Source organism: Pseudomonas sp. Irchel 3H3, assembly GCF_900187635.1.
Taxonomy (GTDB): domain Bacteria; phylum Pseudomonadota; class Gammaproteobacteria; order Pseudomonadales; family Pseudomonadaceae; genus Aquipseudomonas.
Genome location: NZ_FYEC01000004.1, coordinates 71713 through 97127 on the forward strand (window position 1 = coordinate 71713; position 25415 = coordinate 97127).

Annotated in this window: 20 protein-coding genes; 8 read left to right on the forward strand and 12 right to left on the reverse strand. The window is 59.1% G+C overall.

Going from position 1 to position 25415, the window contains the following annotated elements:
• The first annotated feature begins 23 nt into the window (after nt 1-23).
• The 4 genes from CKW24_RS06530 (at nt 24) to CKW24_RS06545 (ending at nt 2716) form a co-directional block, all read left to right on the forward strand.
• Nucleotides 24-779, forward strand: coding sequence for an ABC transporter substrate-binding protein (locus CKW24_RS06530; RefSeq protein WP_095166231.1), 756 nt, complete (start codon nt 24-26; stop codon nt 777-779).
• A gap of 109 nt (nt 780-888) precedes the next feature.
• On the forward strand, nt 889-1506 hold the full coding sequence (gene ribA, locus CKW24_RS06535) for a GTP cyclohydrolase II (RefSeq protein ID WP_027617724.1): 618 nt from the start codon (nt 889-891) through the stop codon (nt 1504-1506).
• Nucleotides 1503-1922: an MFS transporter gene (locus CKW24_RS06540; RefSeq protein ID WP_095166232.1), complete on the forward strand. Its 420-nt coding sequence runs from the start codon at nt 1503-1505 to the stop codon at nt 1920-1922. Before ribA ends, CKW24_RS06540 begins: the two co-directional genes overlap by 4 nt.
• On the forward strand, nt 1922-2716 hold the full coding sequence (locus CKW24_RS06545; protein ID WP_095166234.1) for a cobalamin-binding protein: 795 nt from the start codon (nt 1922-1924) through the stop codon (nt 2714-2716). Before CKW24_RS06540 ends, CKW24_RS06545 begins: the two co-directional genes overlap by 1 nt.
• 41 nt (nt 2717-2757) lie before the next feature.
• Here the strand turns inward: CKW24_RS06545 and CKW24_RS06550 are convergent, their stop codons facing one another.
• The 6 genes from CKW24_RS06550 to CKW24_RS06575 all read right to left on the reverse strand — a co-directional run bounded on the left by CKW24_RS06550 (nt 2758) and on the right by CKW24_RS06575 (nt 10278).
• Nucleotides 2758-4656 (reverse strand): TonB-dependent receptor domain-containing protein, encoded by a 1899-nt coding sequence (locus tag CKW24_RS06550; protein WP_095166236.1) that lies wholly within the window; start codon nt 4654-4656, stop codon nt 2758-2760.
• A 159-nt stretch (nt 4657-4815) separates the two neighbouring features.
• Nucleotides 4816-6714, reverse strand: a complete 1899-nt coding sequence (dxs, locus tag CKW24_RS06555; protein WP_095166238.1) for a 1-deoxy-D-xylulose-5-phosphate synthase — start codon at nt 6712-6714, stop codon at nt 4816-4818.
• 99 nt (nt 6715-6813) lie between these two features.
• Nucleotides 6814-7701 carry a (2E,6E)-farnesyl diphosphate synthase gene (gene ispA / locus CKW24_RS06560; protein ID WP_095166240.1) on the reverse strand — a complete coding sequence of 296 codons (888 nt, stop codon included), beginning with the start codon at nt 7699-7701 and terminating at the stop codon, nt 6814-6816.
• Nucleotides 7698-7940 (reverse strand): exodeoxyribonuclease VII small subunit, encoded by a 243-nt coding sequence (locus CKW24_RS06565; RefSeq protein ID WP_095166242.1) that lies wholly within the window; start codon nt 7938-7940, stop codon nt 7698-7700. Before CKW24_RS06565 ends, ispA begins: the two co-directional genes overlap by 4 nt.
• A 143-nt stretch (nt 7941-8083) precedes the next feature.
• Entirely contained in the window at nt 8084-9274 is a 1191-nt protein-coding gene (locus CKW24_RS06570) for a diguanylate cyclase (protein ID WP_095166244.1), read from the reverse strand.
• Between the two features lie 62 nt (nt 9275-9336).
• Nucleotides 9337-10278: a LysR family transcriptional regulator gene (locus tag CKW24_RS06575; RefSeq protein WP_237234944.1), complete on the reverse strand. Its 942-nt coding sequence runs from the start codon at nt 10276-10278 to the stop codon at nt 9337-9339.
• A gap of 87 nt (nt 10279-10365) precedes the next feature.
• Between CKW24_RS06575 and CKW24_RS06580 the strand changes: the two genes are divergently transcribed.
• The 4 genes from CKW24_RS06580 to CKW24_RS06595 all read left to right on the forward strand — a co-directional run bounded on the left by CKW24_RS06580 (nt 10366) and on the right by CKW24_RS06595 (nt 20166).
• Nucleotides 10366-11691 carry an MFS transporter gene (locus tag CKW24_RS06580; RefSeq protein WP_095166248.1) on the forward strand — a complete coding sequence of 442 codons (1326 nt, stop codon included), beginning with the start codon at nt 10366-10368 and terminating at the stop codon, nt 11689-11691.
• Nucleotides 11692-11722: 31 nt separating this feature from the next.
• Nucleotides 11723-12706 (forward strand): carbon-nitrogen hydrolase family protein, encoded by a 984-nt coding sequence (locus CKW24_RS06585; protein ID WP_095166250.1) that lies wholly within the window; start codon nt 11723-11725, stop codon nt 12704-12706.
• Between the two features lie 581 nt (nt 12707-13287).
• Nucleotides 13288-19032 carry a DUF4011 domain-containing anti-phage protein Hhe gene (gene hhe, locus CKW24_RS06590; protein ID WP_256585407.1) on the forward strand — a complete coding sequence of 1915 codons (5745 nt, stop codon included), beginning with the start codon at nt 13288-13290 and terminating at the stop codon, nt 19030-19032.
• 45 nt (nt 19033-19077) lie between these two features.
• Nucleotides 19078-20166, forward strand: coding sequence for a DUF4236 domain-containing protein (locus CKW24_RS06595; RefSeq protein WP_095166252.1), 1089 nt, complete (start codon nt 19078-19080; stop codon nt 20164-20166).
• A 448-nt stretch (nt 20167-20614) separates the two neighbouring features.
• Here CKW24_RS06595 and CKW24_RS06600 read toward each other — a convergent pair whose 3' ends face one another.
• From CKW24_RS06600 to eutC, 6 genes are all read right to left on the reverse strand, one after another.
• A complete protein-coding gene (locus CKW24_RS06600) occupies nt 20615-21364 on the reverse strand; it encodes a S24 family peptidase (RefSeq protein ID WP_095166253.1) in 750 nt (249 codons plus the stop codon).
• Between the two features lie 227 nt (nt 21365-21591).
• Nucleotides 21592-22119: an inorganic diphosphatase gene (gene ppa / locus CKW24_RS06605; RefSeq protein WP_095166255.1), complete on the reverse strand. Its 528-nt coding sequence runs from the start codon at nt 22117-22119 to the stop codon at nt 21592-21594.
• Nucleotides 22120-22230: 111 nt separating this feature from the next.
• Nucleotides 22231-23043, reverse strand: a complete 813-nt coding sequence (locus tag CKW24_RS06610) for a zinc-dependent peptidase (RefSeq protein ID WP_095166257.1) — start codon at nt 23041-23043, stop codon at nt 22231-22233.
• A gap of 6 nt (nt 23044-23049) precedes the next feature.
• The gene (locus CKW24_RS06615; RefSeq protein ID WP_095166259.1) at nt 23050-23706 is read right to left on the reverse strand and encodes a DedA family protein; all 657 of its coding nucleotides are present in this window, start codon (nt 23704-23706) and stop codon (nt 23050-23052) included.
• Between the two features lie 284 nt (nt 23707-23990).
• Nucleotides 23991-24452 (reverse strand): N-acetyltransferase, encoded by a 462-nt coding sequence (locus CKW24_RS06620; protein WP_095166261.1) that lies wholly within the window; start codon nt 24450-24452, stop codon nt 23991-23993.
• A 130-nt stretch (nt 24453-24582) separates the two neighbouring features.
• Complete coding sequence (gene eutC / locus CKW24_RS06625; RefSeq protein WP_095166619.1) at nt 24583-25407, reverse strand: ethanolamine ammonia-lyase subunit EutC; 825 nt, start codon at nt 25405-25407, stop codon at nt 24583-24585.
• Between the last annotated feature and the right edge of the window lie 8 nt (nt 25408-25415).

Below are 25415 nucleotides of genomic sequence, written 5' to 3' on the forward strand. Positions count from 1 at the left end.
GGGACTGTTCGAGGGGCTAGGGAATGGTGCGGCGCGGTTGCTGGATCCTGCTGTTGGCTATGGTCTGCTCGGTCGCCCGTGCGGTGGAAGTGCCCGCTGTACCTGCGGTAATCCATCTGGCGAGCGAAGACTGGGAAGACTACACCGCTGCCGACGGGCACGGCCTGGCCTGGGACATCTTGCGTGAGGTGTTCGAGCCGGCCGGGGTCAAGCTGGATATCCGCACGGTGCCCTACACCCGCTCGATCGGCCTGGTGCAACTCAAGGAAGTCGATGCCCTGGTCGGGTCCTACCGGGACGAGGCCAAGGGCGTGCTGTACCCGCACTGGAATTTTGACTCCGACCACATCTATGCCCTCGGCCTGGCGAGCAGTCCGGCACCGACCCAGGCCACGCTGGGCAAGTACCGCCTGGCCTGGGTTCGCGGCTATCGCTACGAAAACTACCTGCCCAATGTGCGCCGCTATAACCAGATCGAGCGCCGCACCGGCATTCTGCCGATGCTCCAGCAGGGTCGTGCGGACTATTACATCGACGCCCAGACCGAGGTCGAGGCGGTGCTCAAAGGCGCCGTCGATTCGCAGCAGTTTCGCTATACCCATCTGGCCGAGCTGCCGCTGTTCCTCGGGTTTGCCGATACCTCCCAGGCCAGGTCGCTGATGAAGCTGTATGATCAGCGCATGACCCTGCTGGTCGGCAATGGCGGGCTGAAACCGATTTTCGAACGCTGGAAACAACCGTATCCGTTTGAGGGTAACCTGATGCCCGCCGGCCAGTGATCAAACTATTTGATCGTTATGGCCGATAATTCAGCCTAAGCGTGGTTCGGAACCTGCTGTTACAATGCCGCCTCTGCGAATCTCCAGTACATAGATCAGGAGCACACCGGTGCCTGTCGTTTTTGTTGCCGCTTCCAAGCTGCCAACGCCTTTTGCGCAATTCACCATGCATGGCTTTCTCGATGAGTCCACTGGCCGCGAGCACGTCGTGTTGAGCTTGGGTGATGTGGCCGATGGTGCCCCGGTACTCGGCCGGCTGCACTCCGAGTGCCTGACCGGCGATGCCTTGTTCAGCCAGCGTTGCGACTGCGGCTCACAATTGGAAGCCGCCTTGCAGGCCATCGCCCGCGAAGGCCGTGGCGTGTTGCTGTACTTGCGCCAGGAAGGCCGGGGTATTGGCCTGCTGAACAAAATCCGCGCCTATGAGTTGCAAGATGGCGGTGCCGATACCGTTGAAGCCAACGAGCGCCTGGGTTTTGCCGCTGACCAGCGTGACTACGCCATGTGCCTGCCGATGCTCGAGCACCTGGGCGTCAAATCCCTGCGCCTGATGACCAACAACCCGCGCAAGGTCAAGGCATTGACCGACATGGGCATCGTGGTTGCCGAGCGCGTGCCGTTGCACACCGGCCACAATCCGCACAACAAACTCTACCTGGCGACCAAGGCCAGCAAGCTCGACCACATGATGGGCAACGAGCACCAGGGCGAGGCGGACCGGGCGTGACCCGCGGCCAGGTTCGGCGGCGCCTGTCCGTCAATTGGTGGCAATACTTCGCGCTGGCCCTGCTGCCGTTGCTGGTGATCAATGGCCTGTTTGGCGAGGGTGAAGCCCTGGCTCCGATCCTGGCGATGCCGTTCTTCATCGCCGGCATGGCCTCGATGTTCGTCAGCCTGAAATTTTTCGGTGCCTACAAGCACGGCTTGATCGCCACCCAAAAAGCCCTGGACACCGCCGATGAACCGGCGGCCTGGATCGTCCTGGCCGCTCAGCGCCGCAGCGCCATGCTGGTCGCCTCCCTGCCGGCCTGGATCGGCGCGCTGGCGGTGTTCGTCGGCCTGGAGGCGGTGCCTCTGGTGCTGCTGGGGTTGGCCACTGGCGTGCTGTTCTACCTCTACCGTATTCCGCGTCAACTCGGCTGATGGGGCGCTGGCTGGCGCTGCTGTTGGTCCTCAGTGGCCCAGCGGCCGCCGTGGAGCGAGTAGTCAGCCTGGCACCGTCCCTGTCGGAAATCGTTGTCGAGCTGGACTCGGCCGACCTGCTGGTCGGCGTGCTCGATGCCGGCGAGCGTCCGCCAGCCCTTGAGTCCGTGCCATCGGTGGGCCGTTATGGCCAGTTGGACATGGAACGCCTGCTCAGCCTCAAGCCCGATCTGTTGCTGCTCTGGCCCGGTAGTGTCGGCCCGGCGCAGCGCGAACAACTGAGCCAGCTGGGCATCCCCACCTACGTCGCCGAACCCCACAGCCTCAACCAATTGACTACCCAGATCGAAGACATTGCCCGGCAACTGGGACGAGCCGAACGTGGGCAAGCACTGGCGGCCGACCTGCGTCGGCAATTGGATGGCTTGCGCCAGCGCTACCGGCGCGAGGTGCCGCTGCGGGTGTTCTATCAGGTCTGGGACCAGCCGCTATACACCGTGGGCGGCGGGCAGATCATCAGCGACGCGCTAGAGGTGTGTGGCGCGCGGAATGTGTTCGCCGACCTGCGCCTGCCGGCGCCGCAGGTCAGCATCGAGTCGGTACTGGCGCGTAATCCGCAGGTGATCCTCGCCAGCAGCCAGGCTCAGCTCGATGCCTGGAAAGCCTGGCCACAGGTCACGGCGGTGAGTAGTGGGCAATTACTGCGGGTGACCGACAAAGGCCTGGAGCGGCCGAGCGGGCAGATGATCGAAGCGACGGCGGCGTTGTGCCGGTTGATAGCGCCTGGTCGGTAAGACCGAGGTGCACCTATGGCTGCACCGCCGCTGATCTCAGTTCAGAGCTGCGGCATCCACGTCACTGCGAACATCAACGCCCGGCCTTCCTCGCGATAACCGTACTGCTCGCCTTGGTACTGGTACAGCGCGCGGCTGTAGTCCTTGTCCAGCAGGTTGTCGATTTTCATCTGCAGGGTGACTTGGTGGTTCACCGCCCAACTGCTGCGCAGGCTCAGCAGGCCATAGCCGCCCAGGGGCTGGAGGTTCTTCTCGTCGTCGTAGCTGCTGCTCACCGCTTGCCAGGTCGCCCCCAGTCCGAGCTGGTCGAACTGCCGGTCCAGGTCCAGGTTCAAGGTGCGGCGGGCACGGCGGGCGAGGGTGTGGCCGCTGTCGCGGTCCCGTGGGTCGATGATCGAGACGCCCAGGTTGCTCTGCCAGCCGAACAGCTCCTGCTTGAGGGCGGCCTCGAAGCCGTTGATCCGCGCCGAGGCGACGTTTTCCGGGCGGCTGCCATAGATGATCGCGTCTTCGAGGTCGGTGCGGTAGAGCGAGGCTTCCAGTCGGCTGCTGTCAGTCAGTTGGCTGCGCCATTGCAGTTCGTAGCTCTTTGAGGTTTCAGGCTTCAGGCCCGGGTTGTTGTAGTCCGGGTAGTAAAGGTCGTTGAAGGTCGGCGCCCGGAAACCTTCGCTGTAAGTCAGCAGCAAGTCATTGTCGGCGTTCAGCGGCAGGGTGAAGGTGCCGCTCCAGCTGTTCTGGCTGCCGAACTGTTGATTGTCGTCGCGGCGCAGGCCCAGTTCGGTGGAGAAGTGCTCGGCAGTGAAATGATGCTGAATGAACGCGGCGCGGTTCCAGCGGCTGTCTTCACCTAAAGCGGCGCGCGCGCCGTAGTAGTCAAAGTCGCTGTTGACCCGATCTTCGTACCAGTCACCCCCCAGGATCAGGCTGTTCTGCTCGTTGAGGGTCAGGTCGTTCTGCCAGTTCACGGAGTCGCGGTAGGTGTTGAACACCGAGTCTTCAGTGCTGAGCTTGTCGCGGGTTTGTTCGCGGTTCTCGCTGTGGCCCAGTTCGACGCGCGTCTTCCAGGCGTGGTTGACGCGGGCATCGAAATAGCCGCTGACGCTACTGACGTTGAAATCGCTGTAGGGCTTTTGTTGGTAGCTTTGCCCCGTGCTTGAGTCGTAGCGACCGAACGGGCTATCGAACTCGCTCTTGCCGCGGTTATCCAGCACGTTGAAACCGACTTCCAGGTCGTCACTGAAGCCATGGCTCAGGCTCAGGCTCAGCGCCTGGTTGCGGTAGGCGTCGTGATCGCCATCGCTGGGGTAGGACTGGTGGGTGCGGTCGATCCCGGCGGTTTCATCCAGGCTGGCGCCGAGGTTGAAGCGAGTGTTGGCATCGCCACCGGACAGGCCGAGGCTACGCTCCCAGGTCTGGTTGCTGCCCAACCCCATGTGCAGGCGTGGCTGCAGGCCGGGCTCGGCACTGCGCCGGGTGAAGATCTGAATCACCCCGCCAATCGCATCGCTGCCATAAATCACCGAGCGTGAGCCGCGCAACACTTCCACGCGCTCGACCTGTTCGATGTTGATGTGCTGCAGGTTGCTGTCGCCCGAGGTCGAATTGCCGATGCGCTGGCCGTCGACCAGCACCAGGCTTTGCGCGGATTTGGTGCCACGAATGGAAATCCCCGGCAGGCTGCCGCGCCCGCCCGCCTGGGTGACTTGCACCCCCGGCACCCGGCTCAGCAGGTCGGTGACGCTGGAGGGTTGCAGGCGGTCGATATCCTCGCGGGTGAACACCGTGTTGGCTGCGCTGCTGTCATTGCGGGCTTCGACCTGGCGATTGGCGCTGATCAGGACTTCGGGCAGCTTCAGTGCCTGGTCGCGTTCGAAGGTGTCGGCCAGCAGTGGGCCGGCCGGCAGCAGGGTCAGCGTCATGGCAAGGCGGGAGAGTTTCATTGGCAGTCCATCGGCGTTGGAGCGAGTATAGTTTTGAAAAGCATGAAACCAATGTGGGAGCGAGCTTGCTCGCGATGACGGTCTGTCAGTCAACGAATATGTCGACTGTCAGACCGTCATCGCGAGCAAGCTCGCTCCCACAGGGTTTTGTATGTGTCTTTAGATGTTAAGCAGTTGCAAGCGCTCGCGAATCGAAGCTTCGATTCCCGCCTCATCCAGCCCGCACTCGGCCAGCATTTGCGCCGGTTTGGCGTGTTCGACGTAGCTGTCCGGCAAGCCCAGGTGCAGCATCGACTTGAGGATGTTCTCGCGGGCGAGGAATTCGCTGACCGCACCACCGGCGCCGCCCATGATTGCGTTTTCTTCGATGGTCACCAGCAGCTCGTGGCTGGCGGCAATCTCACGCACCAGCGCTTCATCCAGCGGCTTGACGAAGCGCATGTCGACCACGGTCGCATCCAGGGTCTCGGCGACTTTCAGCGCTTCGGCCAGTTGCACGCCGAACACCAGCAGGGCGACGGTGCTGCCTTGGCGGCGCACCATGCCCTTGCCGATCTCGATCGGCTCCAGGTCTTTGTCGATCGTTGCGTTCGGGCCGTTGCCGCGTGGATACCGGACTGCCGCCGGGCCGTTGTACAGGTGGCCGGTGGTGAGCATCTTGCGCAGTTCGTTCTCGTCGCTTGGGGTCATCACCAGCATCCCGGGGATGCAGCGCAGGAACGACAGGTCGAAGCTGCCGGCGTGGGTCGGACCGTCTTCGCCCACCAGGCCGGCGCGGTCGATGGCGAACAGCACATCGAGGTTCTGCACCGCCACATCATGCACCAGTTGGTCGTAGCCACGCTGCAGGAAGGTCGAGTAGATCGCCACCACCGGTTTTGCGCCTTCGCAGGCCATGCCGGCGGCAAGGGTTACCGCGTGTTGCTCGGCGATCGCCACGTCGAAATAGCGCAGCGGGAAACGTTCGCTGAACGCCACCAGGTCGGAGCCTTCCTTCATCGCCGGGGTAATCCCCACCAGGCGCGGGTCGGCAGCGGCCATGTCGCACAGCCATTCGCCAAACACACCGGAATACTTCGGCCCGCTGGCTTTCTTCGGCGCGGCGGCCGGGGCATCCAGGGGTTCGAGCTTGGTGATGGCGTGGTAGCCGATCGGATCGACTTCCGCCGGGGCGAAACCTTTGCCTTTTTTGGTCACCACATGCAGGAACTGCGGCCCCTTGAGGTCACGCATGTTGCGCAGCGTGGCGATCAGGGTCGGCAGGTCGTGGCCGTCGATCGGCCCAATGTAGTTCCAGCCCAGCTCTTCGAACAGGGTGCCGGGGACCAGCATGCCCTTGGCGTACTCTTCGGTGCGACGGGCGATTTCCCAGGCGCCAGGCAGGCGCGACAGGACCTTTTTGCTGCCCTCGCGCATGCTCGCGTAAGTGCGGCTGGAAAGGATCTTGGCCAGGTAATTGGACAGCCCGCCAACATTGCGCGAGATCGACATGTCGTTGTCGTTGAGGATCACCAGCATGTTGGCGTCGACTTCGGGCGCATGGTTCAGCGCCTCGAAGGCCATGCCAGCGGTCAGGGCGCCGTCGCCGATCACCGCGATGGCCTTGCGATCACTGTTCTGCAGGCGGGCGGCAATGGCCATGCCCAGCGCTGCGCTGATCGAGGTGCTGGAGTGGCCGACGCCAAAGGTGTCGTATTCGCTTTCGGAGCGGCGCGGGAAGGCGGCGATCCCGTCTTTCTGGCGCAGGGTGCCCATGCGCTCACGACGACCGGTGAGAATCTTGTGCGGATAAGCCTGATGACCCACGTCCCACACCAGCCGGTCGTCCGGGGTGTCGAACACGTAATGCAGCGCGATGGTCAGCTCGATCACGCCCAGGCCAGCACCAAAATGCCCACCGGTCTGACCGACCGTGTAGAGCAATTCCAGGCGCAACTCATCGGCCAGGGTTTCCAGCTCGGCTTCGCCTAACCGGCGCAAGCCGTCCGGCGTGTTGGCACGGTCGAGCAGGGGCGTGGTCGGGCGCTTGCGGGGAATCTCATGAAACGTCGTGGGCATCAGGCGAATCGTTATAGGTATAAAAGATGCGGCAGTTTACCTGATGCAGCGCACGCTGCCCACGCAGAGCGCGGAACTTGCTGGGCAGCGTGCACCGGATCAGTTGCGACGGTCGACGATATAGCGGGCCAGATCGCGCAGCGGCTCGGCCGACGCGTCAAACGGTCGCAGCGCGTGCAGGGCCTGATCGCGCAGTTCCAGGGCATAGGCCTTGGCTGCTTCGAGGCCGAGCAGGGCCGGGTAGGTCGGTTTGTCCCGGGCAATATCGGCGCCCTGGCGTTTGCCCAGGGTCTGGGTATCGCTTTCGACGTCGAGAATGTCGTCCTGCACCTGGAACGCCAGGCCGATGGCCTGGGCATAGGTCTGCAGCGCCTTGAGCTCGCTCTTCTCGGCCCGACCACTGGCCAGGGCGCCGAGCTTGACGCTGGCCTCGATCAGCGCGCCGGTCTTGTGCCGATGCATGTATTCCAGGGCTTGCTGGTCGAGCTTGATGCCCACCGAACCGAGGTCGATGGCCTGGCCGCCGACCATGCCGGCCGGGCCTGCCGCCAACGCCAGGGCGCTGACCATTTGCAGGCGGATCTCGGCATCGGCGTTATTCAAGCGCGGGTCGAGCAGGGCGCTGAAAGCCAGGCTCTGCAGGCCGTCACCGGCGAGAATCGCGCAGGCTTCATCGAACTTCTTGTGCGTGGTGGGCTGGCCGCGACGCAGGTCGTCGTCGTCCATGGCCGGCAAATCGTCATGCACCAGCGAGTAAGCGTGGATCAATTCGACCGCACAGGCCGCGCCATTGGCTTGCTCAGCCTCGCCGCCCAAGGCCTGGCAGGCGGCGTAAGCCAGTAGCGGACGCACGCGCTTGCCACCGTTCATCACGCTGTAGCGCATGGCTTCGTACAAGCGCGCGAGCTCCGGGCTCGGCGCGACGAACAGGCTTTCCAACGCGGCGTTGACCCGGGCCTGACTGCTGGCCGAATACGCCGCGATCATTCTGGTTGATCCGCGTCGAAAGGCGCCTCGGCCAGTTCGCCATCGCGCTCCAGCAGCACCTGGACCTTCTGCTCGGCCTGTGCCAGTGCGGCCTGGCAATCGCGGGTCAGGCCGATGCCTTGTTCGAAGGCGGTCAGCGAGTCTTCCAGCGACAGCTCGCCGTTCTCCAGACGCTCAACCAGCGTTTGCAGGTCGGCGAGGGATTGTTCGAAATCCAGTGCAGCTTTTTTGCGGGCCATGGCGGCTATCCAGGTGACATTTGAACCGGCGCGACACTAGCAGATAGGGGGGGGATCAGCAACGCGGAGGCCATTGGAATGGCTTGATGCCGGCCGAGAGCAGGCATTGTCGCCTTCACCTCTAACATGCCTGCTGCGGTTCTTCATCCGGCGACACTTCCACCCTGCACTCGCGCCACGGCCGCCGGCCCCGCGACCTGCACTCGGTTGCGGCCCTTGGCCTTGGCCACGTACAGCGCTTCATCGGCCTGTGAAAGCAGGCGCACCAAGTTGTAGCCAGCCTCAACGCTGGTCACGACGCCAATACTGACGCTGAGCAGGCCCGGTTCAAGTAGCGTGAGCTCGGCAAATGCCTGGCGAATGCGTTCGGCGACCAGTACGGCGTGCTGCAAGTCTGAGTCGCGCAGCACACAGGCAAACTCTTCGCCGCCGATGCGGGCGAAGACATCTGGTTTGCGCAGGTTGGATTGGATGACCCGGGCGAACGCAATCAGGGCCTGGTCGCCGATGTGGTGGCCGAAGGTGTCGTTCAGGCGCTTGAAGTAGTCCAGGTCGCACAGCAGCAGGGCCGCAGGCTGCTCGCGTTGAGCGCAGTCCTTGAGCAGTTGCCCGCCATGCAACATGAAGGCGCGGCGGTTGCCGGCACCGGTGAGGGCATCGCACAGGGCGGCAGCCTTGAAGCGCAGTTCGGCGCGCTCCTTGACCATTGCCAGGGTCACGTAGCCGATGCCGATCACATACAGCATCGACTCGAACAGCATGAACGAGAAAAATCCCACCCCGGTGCCGGCCCCACGCAGTGCCTGATCCAGGGGCAGGCCCAGATCGGTCAGGCTGCGCACGGCATAGAACAGGGTGTGCAGAACGGTGAGGATCAGCGCTGGCAGGTAGGCGACTTCAAGGGTCTTGCGGCCGTGCACAAACTCCAGGATGGTCAATACCCCGTAGCCGGCCGCCAGCACCGAGTAGGCGAACACCCGAACGGGCAGGGAGGCATAGAACACCGGCACCAGGCACAGGCTCAGCCAGATGCCCGCCCCGGCGAGTATCCCCGGCACAGAAGGCGAACGCCCGGTGAACACTCGCATGGCGGTCCAGCTCATCGCTGCGCTCAGCAACAGCACCACATTGCCCAGCACGATGGGCACAGCATCGAAGCCCAGGTCCCGCAGGCTGACCAGCACCATGCCCAGGGCCGCCAGCAGCATCATGGACCCCAGGTAGGCCAGCGAGCGATCGCGGGTCTCGCGCAACCAGGCGTGCACGGTCAACAGCCCCATCAGGATGAATACAAACACCGAGACCACTAAGAGAGTCGGGATGTGCAAGGGCATGTGTGGGGTTCTCGTTGAGTGTTCGCGTGGCAGTGGGGGGGAAGGAGCGGTTGTCGCCAATTCTAAACCGGCGTCAACGACCCCCGCTGCAACTCCTGGGTGGTATCGATAATGAAATTACGCAGCCAGCGGTTGTGCGGGTCGTCGTTGTGTTCCACGTCCCAGACCATGAACACACGAAAGGCCGGGACAAAAATCGGCACCGGGCTGACCGTCAGTCGGGCAATCCGGGCGTAGGACAGCGCCGCAAAGGTCGGCAGGGTGGCGATCACATCGCTGTTGACCAGCGTCGCCAGGGCCCCGGAAAAGTGGGTAAAGGACGCTGAAACCCGGCGCGGGATGCCTTCACTTTCCAGCAGGTCATCGACGAATCCACGGCGGCCATCGAAGGACACTCGCACATGTTCATGGCGCAGGTATTCGTCGCGACTGATAGGACTCTGCAGGTTGAGACGTGGTCCGTCATACAGGCAGGAGTAGGACGAAGAGAACAGCACTTGAGAGGAGTAGTGCGAGGTGACTTCCTTGGGTTCGGAACACAAGACCATGTCGATGGCCGGGTCCGCCAGGGCGTTTTTCCACAGTGAGCTGTTGGTCTGGTGAAAGGCGAAACTCACTGACAGGCCGCGGGCCTTGGCCTCGTTGACCAGCCTGGGCGACAGGTAACTTTCGATGTCGTCCGACAGGGCGATGTTGAACACCCGGTTGGATGACTCGGCGGCAAACTGCGGCTGGCGATCGACAATCGCGCTGACGGCTGTCAGCGCTTCCATCACCTTGGGTGCGATCTCCAGTGCCCGAGGTGTCGGCACCATGCCGGTGCCGGTGCGCAGAAACAGTTCGTCGTGAAACTGTTCGCGCAACCGCTTGAGCGAAGAGCTCACCGCCCCTTGAGTCACGTGCAGCACGGCAGCCGTGCGGGTCACGCTGCGCTCGGTCATCAGGCACTGGAAGATGATTAACAGATTGAGGTCGACCCTACTGATATTAGAAATTCTAATCATGGGTATCTCTAGTATTCGTTTGATTAATTTACCTGCGGATTCTTAATCTCAACCCAGGCAAACACAACAACAATCGAGAACCTCAGCATGCAACAGACGATAGCGCGAACGGATCAACCTGATGGCATAGCGTCATCCAGCGCCGCGACGGAACTGCGCAAACGCGCAGTGGCCGTCGGTATCGGCAACTTCATGGAGTGGTTCGACTTTGCCATCTACGGCTACTTCGCCGCGGTGATCGGCCAGATCTTCTTCCCATCCACCCAGCCCGGCGTCTCGCTGCTGTCGTCGCTGGCGGTGTTCGCCGTGGGGTTTCTCGCCCGGCCATTGGGCGCCGTGGTGCTGGGGCCGATTGGCGACAAGCTGGGGCGACGCGCGGTGCTGATCATCACGGTGTTCGGCATGGGGCTGGCGACCACGCTGATCGGCCTGCTGCCGGACTACGCGAGCATCGGCATTGCCGCGCCGATATTGCTGGTGGCCCTGCGCTTCTTGCAGGGAATGATGGTCGGAGGTGAGTGGTCCAGCGCCGGGATCTACATCGTCGAAAGTGCCCCGGCCAATCGCCGCGCCACCGCTGCCAGCGTGATTACCGGTACGGCCGGCGCAGCATTTCTTTGCGGTACGGCGATTGCGGCGATCATCACCAGTTCAATGTCCGAGGAGGCAGTGGCTCAGTGGGGATGGCGAGTACCGTTCGTTGCCTCCATCGTCATGGCGGGCGTGGCCATGTACATCCGCCGCAAACTGGGTGACACCCCGGTCTACGAGGAGCTTGAACGCAAGCGGGCCAACAACACCCTGGAAACCGTATCCAGCCGGGCCAAATGGCGCGCGTTCGTGATTTCCTTCGCATTCTCTGCCTTGTTCGGCGTGTCGCTGTACTACTTCATCACCTACGCCAACACCCACCTGACGCAAACCGTCGGCCTGAGCAAATCCACGGCCCTGTGGCTGTGCAGCCTGACCCTGGTGATCTACACCTTGCTCAACCCGATTGTCGGGCGCCTCAGCGATCGTTTTGGTCGTCGTCCCTTTGTCCTCGGCGCTGCATTCGGCCTGACCGTGCTGGCCTACCCGGTGTTTCTGTTGATGAACACCGGCCACTACGGGGCAATCCTCCTGGGATTGCTGATCATGGCGCTGCTGGTGGCGATCACGGCGGTAATGGACGTGGTGCTGCTGGTGGAAGTGTTCCCAGCGTCGATCCGCTCTACCGGTGCCGCAGTCGGGCACAACGTGGCGTTGGCCCTGCTGGCTGGCCCGGGCCCGTTCATTGCGGTGGCACTGATCCAGGCCACCCACAACCCGAACATTCCTGCCGTGTACCTGGCCGCCGTGTCGCTGGCCTGCTTCATCGTGCTCTGGTTCCTGCTGCCGGAAACCAAGGACCGCGACATCACTCGTGGTTAATCCCATCTTCTTCTGACACAAGGCAAGGCTCATGTTTAAAGCAGCTGTAGTGCAAGCGTCTTCCATTCCGTTCGAGCCGCAACTGAGCGCCGAAAAAGCGGCCGGCCTGATCCGCCAGGCCGCCGCCCAGGGCGCCACGCTTGCGGTGTTCCCCGAGGCCTTCCTCGGCGGCTACCCCAAGGGCGCCGCCTTCGGCACCGTCATCGGCAGCCGCAATGCCACCGGCCGCGCGCACTTCGAGCGCTACATGGACGGCGCAGTCACCCTCGACGGCCCGGAACTGGCCCGTCTCAGCGAAGTGGCGAATGAAACCGGCCTGCATGTGGTCATGGGCATCATCGAGCGCCTGGGCCGCACGTTGTATTGCACCGCCGTGACCCTGGCCCCGGGCCAAGGCATTGCCGGGTATCACCGCAAACTGATGCCGACCGGCCAGGAGCGGATCATCTGGGGCTTCGGCGATGGCTCGACCATCGCCCCGGTGGACACCCCCTTCGGCCGCCTGGGCAGCGTCATCTGCTGGGAAAACTACATGCCCGCCCTGCGCCAGGCCATGTACGCCCAAGGCACTGAAATCTACTGCGCGCCCACCGCCGACGACCGCCCAACCTGGGCCTCATCGATGGTGCACATCGCCCTCGAAGGCCGGGTCCACGTCCTGTCCGCCTGCCAGGCCATCACCTTGGCCGAATACCCGGCCAGCTACCGCGAAGACTTCAACCTCCAGGCCCAGGACGCCGACTACATCATGCACGGCGGCAGCATGATCGTCAGCCCGACCGGCGAAGTGCTGGCAGGGCCAGTGTTTGACCAGGAAACCATCCTGTATGCGGACATCGATTTGTCCATTGGCCGGGCCAGTAATCTTGATTTTGATGTGTGCGGGCACTATTCGCGGCCGGAGGTGTTTCAGTTGAAGGTGAATACAGCGCCGATGCAGGCGGTGGTGTTTGGGGAAGGGGTGATTTGTGAAGAGAGGGGGGTAACGGGCATTAAAAAGCCGGCTTGTGGTTAGCTTCTTATGTAGTTAATTGAAAATTAATAAATTATATTTTGTATAAAATCTATTGTTCCCCCATTTGTTCACCCACTTTTTGAAGATTTATTTTGATTTTTTTCCGGTAAAGACCGGCCTTTTTGGTCGGTTTTTTTTGTTTGATTGTTGCCCGAATTGAGCTTTGATCGAGCATCGAGAAAACGGTCGAGGAGGTCGAATTGAGAAACGTACTTTCGTGCTTAACTCGAGTTTTGCATTCCGCCTCTGACGGAGCCGTAAGATCAAGGGTTTGGAAATGAGAATCATCCCTAGACCGAGTTTTTCTATAAGTGTAGGGGGATTTACTGACCAATCGTCGAGGAGACGGGGATTTGTGCGGCGTGAAGGCGCTTTGCCTTTACCTTGCTCCGAGTGCTGGATATTGTGACATCCATCAAACTCCAAGCAGACCGCTGTTTCCCAAGGATGGCATCTTGAGCGCACCGAGAAATCGGCAGCGCCCCTACAAAGCCTCTCTTGTTATCGCGGCCAGCTGAAGCTGAGCATCGGTTTACCGTGCCCGGAAAAAACCTATCAGGCAGTTGCCCCAAAAATTAGCGGTGATCGACGTGAACTCAGGCCCTGAATCATTGGCTGTCCAACGGTATGAACTTGTTCTGCAATGGATACTGGAACTGGTCCCCGCAGACGGGACGGCCGTTGGCAACAAGTCACTCAGGGACCGGATCGATCGGCGAGCTGAGCTTCTGAATTTCGCTGTCTCTGAGGAAGAATACTGGAGTCTTCGCGACGAGCTCATTTCCAAGGGACTGCTCAATAAAGGTAGCGGCCGGGGAGGGTCGGTTTATCGGTTCGATACCGAGTCCAAGGGTCATTCAAAGTCCATTGATCCAGCGCCTCTTACCGATTGGGATGACCTTGATACGCCTCCAAGCGAGATACCGGAAAGCCTGGAGAAGCTGAGAAGCAGGCTTCTCGACCTCAGCGCTCGCAATCGGCTGCTGAACTTTTCACATGCGCGCTCCAAACGTTTCGTACGGATTATTGATGAGTTGCCGGATCACCTGTTCGATACCTTGGCAGATGAAAAATCCATGCGATTTGCTGCTGTTCCTGAACCAACGGAAAGGCAGCTACTTACCCACGGCTTTTTGAAGCTGGACGAAAAGACAGGCGCAGTTGTTGAGTTAAAGAAACAGCCCACGGCAGAAGTCTGGGCGCAGATCCTCGGTATAGCGACCAGCTATGAGCTACCACTGCCCCCTGAAACCGGGCAAACAGGTAAGCATTCTGACGACGCGATTCAGACGCTTTATTACCCCGTGGAGATGGAGTCGCGGCTACAGATTCTGTATACCCAGTCGCGATCGGCACTCGAGGAAACGGGTGCGAACATTCTTTATCTCGCGCTCGGGTTCCTGGAGTGGGATGACTCAGTCGCAGGTAAAGACAGCACCCGCCTAGCGCCGCTGATGCTGGTGCCAGTGAATCTGGAGAAAGGCAAACTCAATCCTCAAACCGCGACGTTCGAATACCGCGTACATCCTACTGGCGAAGACATTCTTACCAACCTTTCATTACGGGAAAAGCTTCGCGTCGATTTTGGTATCGCGCTACCGCGGATAACCGACGACAGCACGCCCGAGGAATACTTCGAGCGCATTGTTGAAACGGTGCTGAAGGTTAAACCTGACTGGAAGGTTCATCGTTACGCATCGCTTGGCTTGTTCGAGTTTGGCAAGTTGATGATGTATCTCGACCTTGATCCAGGTCGTTGGAAAGACCAATCGTTGCTGGATCATGGCCTGGTTAAGCGGCTAACAGGGATGGACGGTTTACCGGCCGATTCGACAGGAAAGCAAGGCGCATTTTGCGTCGAGCATTCAATAGACGACATTGAGCAGATTCACCTGCAGTTTCCTCTAATTGATGACGCTGACAGCTCTCAGCACAGCGCATTGATAGACGTGATTCGCGGGGATGATCTTGTGATCGAGGGGCCACCCGGTACAGGGAAGTCTCAGACCATCACCAACATGATTGCTGCGGCACTGGCCCAAGGCAAAAAAGTGTTGTTTGTTGCGGAGAAGCGCGCAGCGCTTGAGGTGGTCAAAACCCGTCTGACAAGGGCAGGGTTAGGCGATTTTTGTCTGGAGCTGCATAGTCATAAGAGTCAAAAGAGCGCTGTTATCGATAGCATCCGGCAACGTATTCAGAACAGCGGTGGCTTTCGCTCGCCCAAGCAGCTGGCGGATCTGATTGCCAACTATGAGCGATTGAAGCAGCAGCTCAACAAGCACGTACATCATCTCCATGCTCAGTTCGAAGAGTCGGGAATGAGTGTTCATGAGGTGCTAATGCAGGCAACGCGCTTGCGTGAGGCGTTGTCGATTAAACCTTCCGACCTGCACCCGGAGTCGGAGGCGCGAATCGATAAAATGCATTTGCAAGAGCAGGCCGGCTTTTATGCACACATCTATCGCCAGACAGCTGAGGAATCTGGCCACGCGGGCAAACTTGAAACGCACCCGTGGTTTGGCAGCACAAAAACGCGTGTGACTGGTGCTGAGCGCTCGGCACTTCTAGAAAATCTCTCCCTGGCTCAGCAGGCGCTGAGTCGTCTAGCGACTCTTCGTCCTCAATTAGCAGAACAGCTACAGGTAGCTGTGCTGGAAACCTACAGCCCAGATCAGTTGCGAGATTTAGCCGCTTCAATTCCGGTACTTGCATTACCTAAAGGTGATGAGGATTGGGATCTGTTAGGACGACTGGATATCGAGTCCTGCGAGGCATTGAAGCTTTGGCTGCAAGGTATGGACTCCTTGTTGGACGAGCAGGGTGTACTAGCTCGATCATTGCGCGCTGATGTTATTGGCTCTGGGCAAGCGATAGCTGCTATCAAAAAAGCCTGCGCGGCCATACGTCTGCATAACGGTGATGAGACCCTGTCACTTAATGTCTTGCTGGATGTGATCGAAGAGGCTGAGGATTTACTGGAGCAGGCTCCACGCGTTCAAAGGCTGATTCAGTTGTTGGCGGAAGGGGCTGCGGTTCAAGGCTTGCGAAGCGATTTTATCGGCATTGAACAAGTGGTGCTCTTTCTACAAATGCTCGCGGCGATGCCCGAGGATTTGGCACCTCTTCGCCACAAACGCTTCGAAGACGAGACCTTGGACGGGTTGCTCGTAGAGTTGGACAGTGACATCCCGGTCATCAAGCAGTTGCAGGAGCAGGCTGCGAGTCATTTCACGCTGGAACGATTGCCTGGTCATACGCGACTGGAAGATTTGAGTCGCGTTCTGGCAGATAAATCACTTTTCCGCTGGTTCAAGGGGCAATGGCGCTCTGCTAAAGCCGAAATCTTGGCCATGGCGCGACCAGGGCTCAAGCTGAACCAGCTTCTGGTGGTCTTGCCTGATGTCATTGCCTATTTGAAAAAGCACAGTCAACTGAATGAAAACAAAGCGTTCACCGAAAAGCTGGGTGAGCATTTCCAAGGACTTGATACTCCGATCGACGCACTCAAGCGCTTGCGGGGTTGGTACAAGCTCTTGCGGGCTGAATGCGGACGTGGATTCGGTGCAAAGGTATGGGTTGCGGAGTACCTGCTTAAGGTCGAAGGGGAACTACTGGCCGGTGTTTCCGGCGATAGCGCGGAACTCGAAACCTACCTGATGGATGTTCTGGATCATCGGCTGGACCTGGAAGAGCTGTTGCCTTTTGACAGGCATGATTTGCGTTCGGAGGATTTGCTCGCTCCACAGGGACTGTATGTTCGCCTTATCAAGGATATCGGAACCCCTCTACGCTCTTTATTACCCGTAGTCAGCGAAGAGAAGCCCACAATGGGGCAACTGCTGCAGTTGATTCAGGCCGTGGAAAGTTGGCAGGCCCGCTCGGCGGCACTGCAAAGCGACACAGTGTTACAAACCTGCTTGCTAGGTGAAGAGCTCCCTCGGGTAGACAACCTTTCAGCGGCTCGACCTCGCTTGACGACCTGGCGGCATACAGTTGCCTTCGTTCAGCCCATTTTGGCGTTGCCGATTCGGGATATTCTCGTTCCGCAGTTGACTGCGTGCACACCAAAGGAAGCCGAGGAGCTGATACTCCATTGGCATCAACAAGGTACAGCGCTCGCGCAAACTGTAGATATCTGGGAGCAGGCACTGGAAGCGTTTTTCCAAAGCGCTGCGGTTATTGCTGATCAGTGGTGGCAGTCCATTGAGAAAGCAGATTTCGAGCCCATGGCCAGTCGTCTGTCCTGGGCCGCTCAGAACCCCGATCTGCTCGACCATTGGTTCGAGTACCGCCGCTTGCGTATGCACCTGGTCGAGGTAGGGTTTGAGAGCGTCGTCGAAGCAATCGAGACGCAAAAGCTGGTTTCTGAGCGTTGCATTGATGCCTGTCTGCTCGGGCTTCTTGACAGCTGGGCATTGAAAATCCTTGAGCTTGACCCCTCTTTGGGTCAGTTTTCGGGCAAAGAACAGGAGGCCATCCGCGCTCGGTTTGCTGATATCGATGAGCAGCTCAAGCATCTTCAACGTGAGCAGGTTTCTTCACGTATTAGTCAGAACAATATTCCTGCCGGAAATAGTCATGGAGCGGTCAGAGACTTTACGCAACTGGCTTTGCTGCAGCGCGAGGCTGAGAAAAAGACACGGCATGTTCCGATCCGCAGCCTGATGAACCGTGCAGCTGAAGCGCTACAAGGCCTCAAACCCTGCTTCATGATGTCGCCAATGGCCGTTGCTCAGTATTTACCAGCTGGGCACGTCGAGTTCGATTTGGTTGTCATGGATGAAGCCTCTCAAATGCGCCCGGAGGAAGCATTGGGTAGCATCGCCCGAGGTAAACAGCTAGTGGTCGTGGGTGACCCGAAACAGCTGCCACCGACGAATTTCTTTTCCCGCAATGGTGGCGATTCTGATACCGATGAAACAGATGCATCATTGGCCGAGGACTCGGAAAGCATTTTGGAAGCAGCCATGCCGCTGTTCAAGCTGCGACGTCTACGTTGGCACTACCGTTCCCGTCACGAGAGCCTGATTGCTTTCTCCAACAAAGCCTTCTATGAAAGCAATTTGGTGGTGTACCCATCACCGCACCGTGAATCAACCGAATTTGGCGTCAAGTTTGTCAGAGTGCCTCGCGGGCGTTTTGTCGAGCAACGCAATATCGAAGAGGCCGAGGTTGTCGCCAAAGCCATCGAGCACCACGTTATTCACCGCCCCGATGAGTCGTTAGGTGTGGTGGCTATGAACGTCAAACAGGCTGATCAAATCGAGCGGATGCTTGAGCATCTGGCCAAACAAAGCCCGCAACTGCAAGTCGCATTGGACCGTAATCAAAGTCAGGATGAGCCACTGTTTATCAAGAACCTGGAAAACGTCCAGGGTGATGAGCGAGATGTTATTTACATCTCCGGCACCTACGGCCCTTTGGAGGTAGGCGGAACCGTCCCTCAGCGCTTTGGCCCGATTAACGGTGCCAGCGGATGGCGACGTTTGAACGTGCTGTATACCCGCTCCAAGAAGCGCATGCAGGTGTTCTCCTCGTTTAGCTCGACCGATGTAGTGGTGACCGGTACTTCCAGCAGAGGCGTGCAGGCACTGCGTGATTTTCTGCATTTCGCTGAGTCCGGTCGCATGCCGCACATCAAAGAGTCTGAACGTGCTCCCGACAGTGATTTCGAAGTGGCTGTCATTGAGATGCTGTCTCGTAATGGCTATCAATGCGAGCCCCAGGTTGGTGTTGCTGGTTTCTTCATTGATCTGGCGGTACGTGATCCAGGGCAGCCCGGTCGCTACCTGATGGGGATTGAATGCGACGGAGCGGCATATCATTCGGCTAAGTCAGCGCGTGACCGTGATCGTCTGCGTCAAAGCGTGTTGGAGCAATTGGGCTGGAATATTCGCCGCATTTGGTCGGTGGACTGGTTCCGTAATGCCCGTGTGCAAATCGAACCCATCCTTCAGGAGCTTGCGCGGTTGCGAACCGAGCCAGCTTTAGAGGTCGAGGGGGGGAGTACGGAATCTGAAGAGGTTTCGATCCAGCAAGTGGCAGATGAGCAGAGCGAGCACGCTGAGCGTATTACCCTTGAGGGTAACTACAGCCTGCGAGAGAAGTTGGTCTGGCTTGAAGAGAATGTGATCCGGCCGAATTTGCCAGAGGTTCCTGTTAACCAGCGGCTATTGAGACCAGCAATGTTGGAAGCATTGCTTGAGTTTCTTCCTGCAGACCGTATCGAATTTCAGCAGATGATTCCTGGGTATTTGCGTAATGGTACCCATGGTGCGGAAGGGCGGTACATCGACGATGTATTGCTTGTGATTGGCGAGCAGTGAGTCAGCGCCTAACAGTGGATGTTCAAGCTGTATCAAGGAATGGTGATGGGATTCTATATTCGTAAGAGCGTCAGAGTAGGGCTGTTTCGTTTCAATCTGTCCCAGCAGGGTGTGGGCGTTTCGGTGGGATTGAAGGGCCTACGCATTGGGACCGGACCTCGAGGCAATTACGTTCATATGGGGAGGGGAGGCCTGTACTACCGGGCTACCGTACCAAGGACCAACGATAAGCCGCCTTTTTTGCCTCACGTTGAAACTACGGTAATACCTGAGGGCACTCACGCCCCTTTAGTCGAGATCGAGTCCGCGGATGCTTCGCAAATCGTGGATTCATCCTCACGTGATTTGCTCGATGAAATGAATGCGAAGCAGGCAAGATGGCGGCTTTGGCCATGGGTTGGTGTCCTAGGAATCTTCGTAGTATTTCTTGGCCTGCGTAATGGTTGGTCCATTGGGACTATGTGGGGTGCGCTTATCCTCGGTTCAGCCCTAACAATTGCCTCTGCAGTACGCGATACGATGGCTAAGACGGTTGTACTGTTTTACGATTTTGACGCCGAGTTGGAAGAAGCTTACGAAGCACTGCACAGCAGTGGCCAGCAGGTTTCGGCAGCAGATGCGGCCTGGCATATCGAGGCCGAAGGCGCCGTTCATGATCGTAAGTATCACGCTGGTGCGAGCAATCTTGTACGTCGGAAAAAAACGACTATTGCTCGGTCTTCACCACCTTATGTAAAAACCAATATAGAAACTATCTCCATGGTTGTTGGGCGCCAAACGCTGCATTTCTTCCCTGACCGTGTATTGATTTATGACGAGAAAAGTGTGGGCGCGGTTAGCTATCGAGAGCTGCAGTTGCAGGTCAATGCGAAGCGGTTTATTGAAAGTGCTTCGCTTCCCAAGGATGCCACGGTAGTCGACAGGACGTGGCAATTTGTTAACAAGAAGGGCGGCCCTGATCGTAGATTCAAAAACAATCGTGAACTCCCTGTTTGTCTTTACGATGAATTGAAGTTGTCTAGCACCACGGGTCTGAATGAGGTCGTACAAATCTCGCGAAATGGTGTGGGAGAGGCTTTTGCCAAGGCGATTCTCGACCTTGCACGGGTTATGCCTTCTGAGCGAGTGAGCTGAGGCAACCTAGTTCCTCGTATTCGTACTCGAGTTTCACGCATGTATGGAATGTTGATTTGGTCAGTAGCTCGCTAACTAATTCCCCCGCTTACGCGTGGAACGCCTCGGATAAAAACGGAAGTCACAGGAACGAAAATAGGCTTAAACCCTTGATCTAGCAAGGCTCTCGCGGTTCTCAGTAGATGAGAATGGCTTTCAAAAAGACATTAAAAAGCCGGCTTGTGGCCGGCTTCTCGGGGACTGGCTTGGTTTATTTTTGGTAAACCGTACCAGCCTTCAAAACGTACACCCGGATCTTGCGTCCGGCTGTGGGACTTGGCGAGAAAGTCATCTGCCTTGTCGGTGCGATCGGACCGGCGCGGGGCGGGTCGATACAAATGTGGGGCGCAGCATACTGATTTTTTTGGGGAATTCCCAGTGCGATGTGTATTGCAGGGCGTTGCGGTGGTCATGCAAAGGGTACTGGCGGGCGCTGTTTGTTGAGGGTGGACCACCAGAACACCCAGCCGAGGACGTCGATATCCTGTTTTTTGATTTGTTCGGCGCTGAAGATTTCGTCCGGATAGCCGCTGCTGTTGTGGCTGCGCAAGCGCAGGGCGCCGCCGGGGAGGCGGTGCAGGTATTTGATGCGCAGCATGCCGGCGTGCTGGAGGGCGTAGATCTGGCCGTCGATGATCTGGGTCAGGCTGCGGTCGATGGCCAGGGTCGAGCCGTCTTCGATTCTCTCCGACATGCTGTCGCCGACCATGGGCACGCAGATGGCGTGGATGGGTTTGACTTCCAGGTTCTCCAGGTAGTGGCGGGGCAGGCGAACGGCTTCGCCGGGGATTGCGACGACATGGGTGTCGCTGGAGCCGAGGGTTTTGGGCAGTTCTTTGTAGAGCGGGAGTTCGATGTCTGGGGAGTCGGCACAGACGTGGTACTGCCCGCGCGACTCTTGGGTGTCCAGTTGGGTGGCAATCGGTTCGCAGGCTTGGCCGATGACGGGATGCTTGGGGCCTTCGCCGTTGATCAGCCATTGGCTGTTGACGCTCAGCAGGCGGGCGATTTCTTCGACGCGGGGGTAGGGCACGCCGCGGATGTACCAGTTGTTGATGTGCTGGGGCTCGACGTTGCAGAAGGTAGCAAACTCCGAGGGGGTGATTTTCACCTCCTTGAGGAGTGCCTTGAAGCGTGGGCCGCATTTGTGTTTTTTCATAAACGCGGATTTTACTCAGTCAACTAACGGTATTGAATAAACAAACCGATCAATTTACGCAGGAATATCTGCTTGTTTTGCAAGAGCTTGTAAGTGAGCGCTAAACGCAACTAAACAACCTTCCAAATTGTATTGATTGGACTGTTATTTGAAGTTTCTATAGATATAAAAAAACCCCGGATAACCGGGGTTTTTCAAGCCGTCAGTGGCGCCAGGCCAATGCCGTCTCAGCCTTTGTAGGCGGCAACCGACTTCATGATTTCAGCGCGCGCAGCTTCGGCGTCGCCCCAACCGTCGATCTTCACCCATTTGCCTTTTTCGAGATCCTTGTAGTTCTCGAAGAAGTGCTTGATCTGTTCCAGCAGCAGGGCTGGCAGGTCGGTGTATTCTTTGATGTCGACATACAGCTGGGACAGCTTGTCGTGTGGCACCGCGATAACTTTGGCATCGCCGCCGCCGTCGTCGGTCATGTGCAGGATGCCAACTGGACGTGCGCGGATGACCGAGCCTGGAGCAACCGGATAAGGGGTTACAACCAGCACGTCGAGGGGGTCGCCATCGTCAGCCAGGGTGTTGGGGATGAAACCGTAGTTGGCCGGGTAGAACATTGGGGTGGCCATGAAACGGTCAACGAACAGGCAATCGCTGTCTTTGTCGATTTCGTATTTGATCGGCGCGTGGTTAGCCGGGATCTCGATCGCGACGTAGATGTCGTTCGGCAGGTCTTTGCCAGCCGGAATCTTGCTGTAGCTCATTGGGCGGTGCCCCCGTTAGTGGCCAAATGACTTGGCCGGATTGACCAAAAAGTGGCGGCGATTATAGGCATATTCCTGAGCCTGTGCCACGTACCAGAAGTCGCGTAGACCTTAGTCGTGTGGTTGATACGCCGGATGTTCGGCTTGCAAATGCGCAAGCCTTGCCAGGGGATCCTGGCGGTAGAACAGCTGCAGTTGCTGATAGACCTGTGGATAACTGCCGTGCAGCAAATCCGGGGCGCTGAAGAAGTATTCGCTGGTGACGGCGAAGAACTCGGCGGGGTTTTCCGCGGCGTAGGGGTCGATCGGCGTGTCGGCATCGGGATTGTGGTCGAGCTGGCGGTTGAGGTCGTCGTAGGCGTGTTGCATCACCTGCGCCCAGTCCGAGACCCGCATGTCACTGTGCAGCGGCGGCAGGCCGTTGGCGTCACCGTTGAGCATGTCGAGCTTGTGCGCCAGTTCGTGGATCACCAGGTTGTAACCTTCCCAGCCACCACTGGCCATCACTCCCGGCCAGGCCAGGATGATCGGCCCTTGCTGCCAGGCTTCACCGCTGTGTTCGCCGTCCCACTCATGCTCCACGCCACTGGCATCGCGATGGCGCTGCGGGCTGAGGAAGTCGTCGGGGTACAGCACGATCTCATGGAAACCCTGGTACCAGTTCAGATCGCCCAGGTGCAGCAGTGGCAACTGGGCCTGGGCGGCAAGCAGCAGGCGTTGTTCCTGGTGCAGTTCGACGCCGGGCAGGCAGGTCAGGTGTTTGTCCTGCAGGAACAGCACGGCCGACTCGCGCAGCCATTGGTCCTCGGCCTCGCTCAGGCCGTCGAGAAAACTCAGGTGCTGACGGACCCGCTGCCAGGTTTCATCGGCAACGGGGTGCTTGGCCAAGGTGCGTTGGCGACGCCAGGTGCTGAGTAGGCCCATGGGCGATCAGCGCGACTGGGCTTTGGAGCTCGAGCCACCGAAGCGGCTGCGGACCAAGCCAATGATCATCGGCACCAGCGACAACAGGATGATGCCTACCACCAGCAGCGACAGGTTCTTCTTGATGAAGGGCACGTTGCCGAAGAAGTAACCCAGGGTCACCAGGCCGCCGACCCAGAGGATGGTGCCGAACACACTGAAGGCGAAAAAACGCGGATAGGGCATCTTGGCGACACCGGCGACGAAGGGCGCAAAGGTCCGGATGATCGGCAGGAAGCGCGCCAGCGTCACGGTCTTGCCGCCGTGCTTTTCATAGAAGTCGTGGGTTTGTTGCAGGTAGTCGCGGCGGAAGATTTTCGAGTTGGGATTACTGAACAGTTTTTCCCCGGCCGTTCGACCGACCACATAGTTGGTACTGTCTCCGAGTATCGCCGCCAGCATCAGCAGGCCTCCCAGCAGCACCGGGTCCATGCCGCCACCGGCGGCGACGGCACCGGCGATGAACAGCAGCGAGTCGCCCGGCAGGAAGGGCATGACCACCAGGCCGGTCTCGCAGAAGATCACCAGGAAAAGAATGGCGTAGATCCATGGCCCGTAGTTGGTGACCAGCATATCGAGGTACACGTCGAGATGCAGGACAAGGTCGATCGGGTTGAAATCCATGGAGGGCACCTGTGTGGCGGCTCGACTCGGCAAGCCTGTGCGGAAAGTCTGAAAAATATGACTACAAGGCCGCGGGCTATTTCTTACGGCCGATAAAGATCGCGATTATACGGACAGCAAAGTGAAAAGCGTGTGGGTTTTGTAGCGAGGGATTACGAAGGCGATGGTGTGAGGATTGCCGGGGGAATTAAGTGCATCGGGTTCAGCCTGGGTTCAGGTTTCAGGGGCGCAACGCACCCCCCGGCGGGAGCTTGCGCCCGCGCCACCTGGAAACGTCACAAATGTCAGAGTTCGTCGCTGATCGGCAAAATGTAGTTCTTGAACTCGCTGTCTTCACGAAAGCCCATGGACTCGTAGGTTTTTTGCGCCACCAGGTTGTCGCTGCTGGTGGACACGCGCATGCGCACGGCCTGGGTTTCCTTGGCCATTTTTTTCGCGGTGCGCATCAGGTTGTCGGCGACCAGTTGGCGGCGGGCGTCTTCGGCGACGTAGATGTCGTTGAGGATCCATACCCGCTTGAGCGACAGGGACGAGAAGCTCGGGTACAGCTGGCAAAAGCCCAGCAGTCGGCCATCGTCGTCATCTGGCAAGGCCAGGTAAATCACCGACTCCTTGCGGCGCAGGCGTTTTTCCAGGAACGCGCGGGAGGAATCCGGATAAGGCAGCGAGCCGTAAAACTCGCGGTACTTGACGAACAGAGGCGTCAGCAGGTCCAGGTGCTCGAGAGTAGCTTGAATAATCCGCATGCTAGAGGCCTCAACTTCAAGTAGATATGACGGCAGTTTCCAGTGGATTTGACGGCAATTGATCCATCACTCGGGCAGCCGTTCGTCGACTCTGCCTCAAAGCGCGACTAAAACGCAATGCGCAGTAGACTCAGGGTTTCTGCGGACCGAGCAGGAAATTGGAGCTGGTTTGTGCGTCGTTTTCTGACTCGATAGTCTGCAGTTGCGCCTCATCTTTCAGGTTGACGCCCGATAGCTGCCGGCGACAGGCCTCGCGCATCAGGTACAGCAGGCGGTGGGCGGCCATGCCGTAGCTCAGGCCCTCGAGGCGGACATTGGAGATGCAGTTGCGGTAGGCGTCCGTCAGGCCGACCTTGGGGTTGTAGGTGAAATACAGGCCGAGGCTGTCGGGCGAGCTGAGGCCGGGGCGTTCGCCGATCAGGATCACCACCATTTTGGCTCCCAGCAACTGGCCGATTTCGTCGGCCACGGCGACCCGACCTTGTTCCACCAGAATCACCGGCGACAGGGACCAACCCTCGGCCTCGGTCTGTTCTTCCATGCGCGCCAGGAAGGGCAGGGTGTGCCGATGTACCGCCAGTGCCGACAGGCCGTCTGCCACCACCACGGCCAGGTCGACCCCGCCTGGGTGGGCCTCGGCATATTCACGCAGGGTTTGCGCCGAGTGCTCGGAGAGTTTACGCCCCAGGTCCGGGCGCTGCAGGTAGCTATGCCGATCGCTGGCGGCGCTGTGCAGCAGCAGGCTGGCGCGTCCGGCTGTGGCCAACTGCGTGCTCAGCCCGGCGTGATCGAAGGGCAGGTGCACGGCGTCACGGGCCTGGGCGTGGGCGTACTGGAAATCCAGTTGGGCACCGGTCGGCATGCTGGTGCCGGAGCGGCCCAGGGCGATGCGCGCGGGGGTCAGGCGGCGCAGTTCCAGCCAGGGGTTCTGCGGGTCGATCGGTGGTTGTTCCATGAGCACCT

Excerpts from the sequence above, each read along its gene's own strand:
- ppa (WP_095166255.1), bottom strand. The coding sequence starts at position 22,119 with ATGAGCTACAGCAAGATTCCGGCTGGCAAAGACCTGCCGAACGACATC.
- CKW24_RS06610 (WP_095166257.1), bottom strand. The coding sequence starts at position 23,043 with ATGGGCCTACTCAGCACCTGGCGTCGCCAACGCACCTTGGCCAAGCAC.
- CKW24_RS06550 (WP_095166236.1), bottom strand. The coding sequence starts at position 4,656 with ATGAAACTCTCCCGCCTTGCCATGACGCTGACCCTGCTGCCGGCCGGC.
- CKW24_RS06580 (WP_095166248.1), top strand. The coding sequence starts at position 10,366 with ATGCAACAGACGATAGCGCGAACGGATCAACCTGATGGCATAGCGTCA.
- dxs (WP_095166238.1), bottom strand. The coding sequence starts at position 6,714 with ATGCCCACGACGTTTCATGAGATTCCCCGCAAGCGCCCGACCACGCCC.
- CKW24_RS06620 (WP_095166261.1), bottom strand. The coding sequence starts at position 24,452 with ATGCGGATTATTCAAGCTACTCTCGAGCACCTGGACCTGCTGACGCCT.
- CKW24_RS06565 (WP_095166242.1), bottom strand. The coding sequence starts at position 7,940 with ATGGCCCGCAAAAAAGCTGCACTGGATTTCGAACAATCCCTCGCCGAC.
- eutC (WP_095166619.1), bottom strand. The coding sequence starts at position 25,407 with ATGGAACAACCACCGATCGACCCGCAGAACCCCTGGCTGGAACTGCGC.
- CKW24_RS06570 (WP_095166244.1), bottom strand. The coding sequence starts at position 9,274 with ATGCCCTTGCACATCCCGACTCTCTTAGTGGTCTCGGTGTTTGTATTC.
- CKW24_RS06595 (WP_095166252.1), top strand. The coding sequence starts at position 19,078 with ATGGGATTCTATATTCGTAAGAGCGTCAGAGTAGGGCTGTTTCGTTTC.
- CKW24_RS06600 (WP_095166253.1), bottom strand. The coding sequence starts at position 21,364 with ATGAAAAAACACAAATGCGGCCCACGCTTCAAGGCACTCCTCAAGGAG.
- CKW24_RS06575 (WP_237234944.1), bottom strand. The coding sequence starts at position 10,278 with ATGATTAGAATTTCTAATATCAGTAGGGTCGACCTCAATCTGTTAATC.
- CKW24_RS06530 (WP_095166231.1), top strand. The coding sequence starts at position 24 with ATGGTGCGGCGCGGTTGCTGGATCCTGCTGTTGGCTATGGTCTGCTCG.
- CKW24_RS06615 (WP_095166259.1), bottom strand. The coding sequence starts at position 23,706 with ATGGATTTCAACCCGATCGACCTTGTCCTGCATCTCGACGTGTACCTC.
- CKW24_RS06545 (WP_095166234.1), top strand. The coding sequence starts at position 1,922 with ATGGGGCGCTGGCTGGCGCTGCTGTTGGTCCTCAGTGGCCCAGCGGCC.
- ispA (WP_095166240.1), bottom strand. The coding sequence starts at position 7,701 with ATGATCGCGGCGTATTCGGCCAGCAGTCAGGCCCGGGTCAACGCCGCG.
- CKW24_RS06585 (WP_095166250.1), top strand. The coding sequence starts at position 11,723 with ATGTTTAAAGCAGCTGTAGTGCAAGCGTCTTCCATTCCGTTCGAGCCG.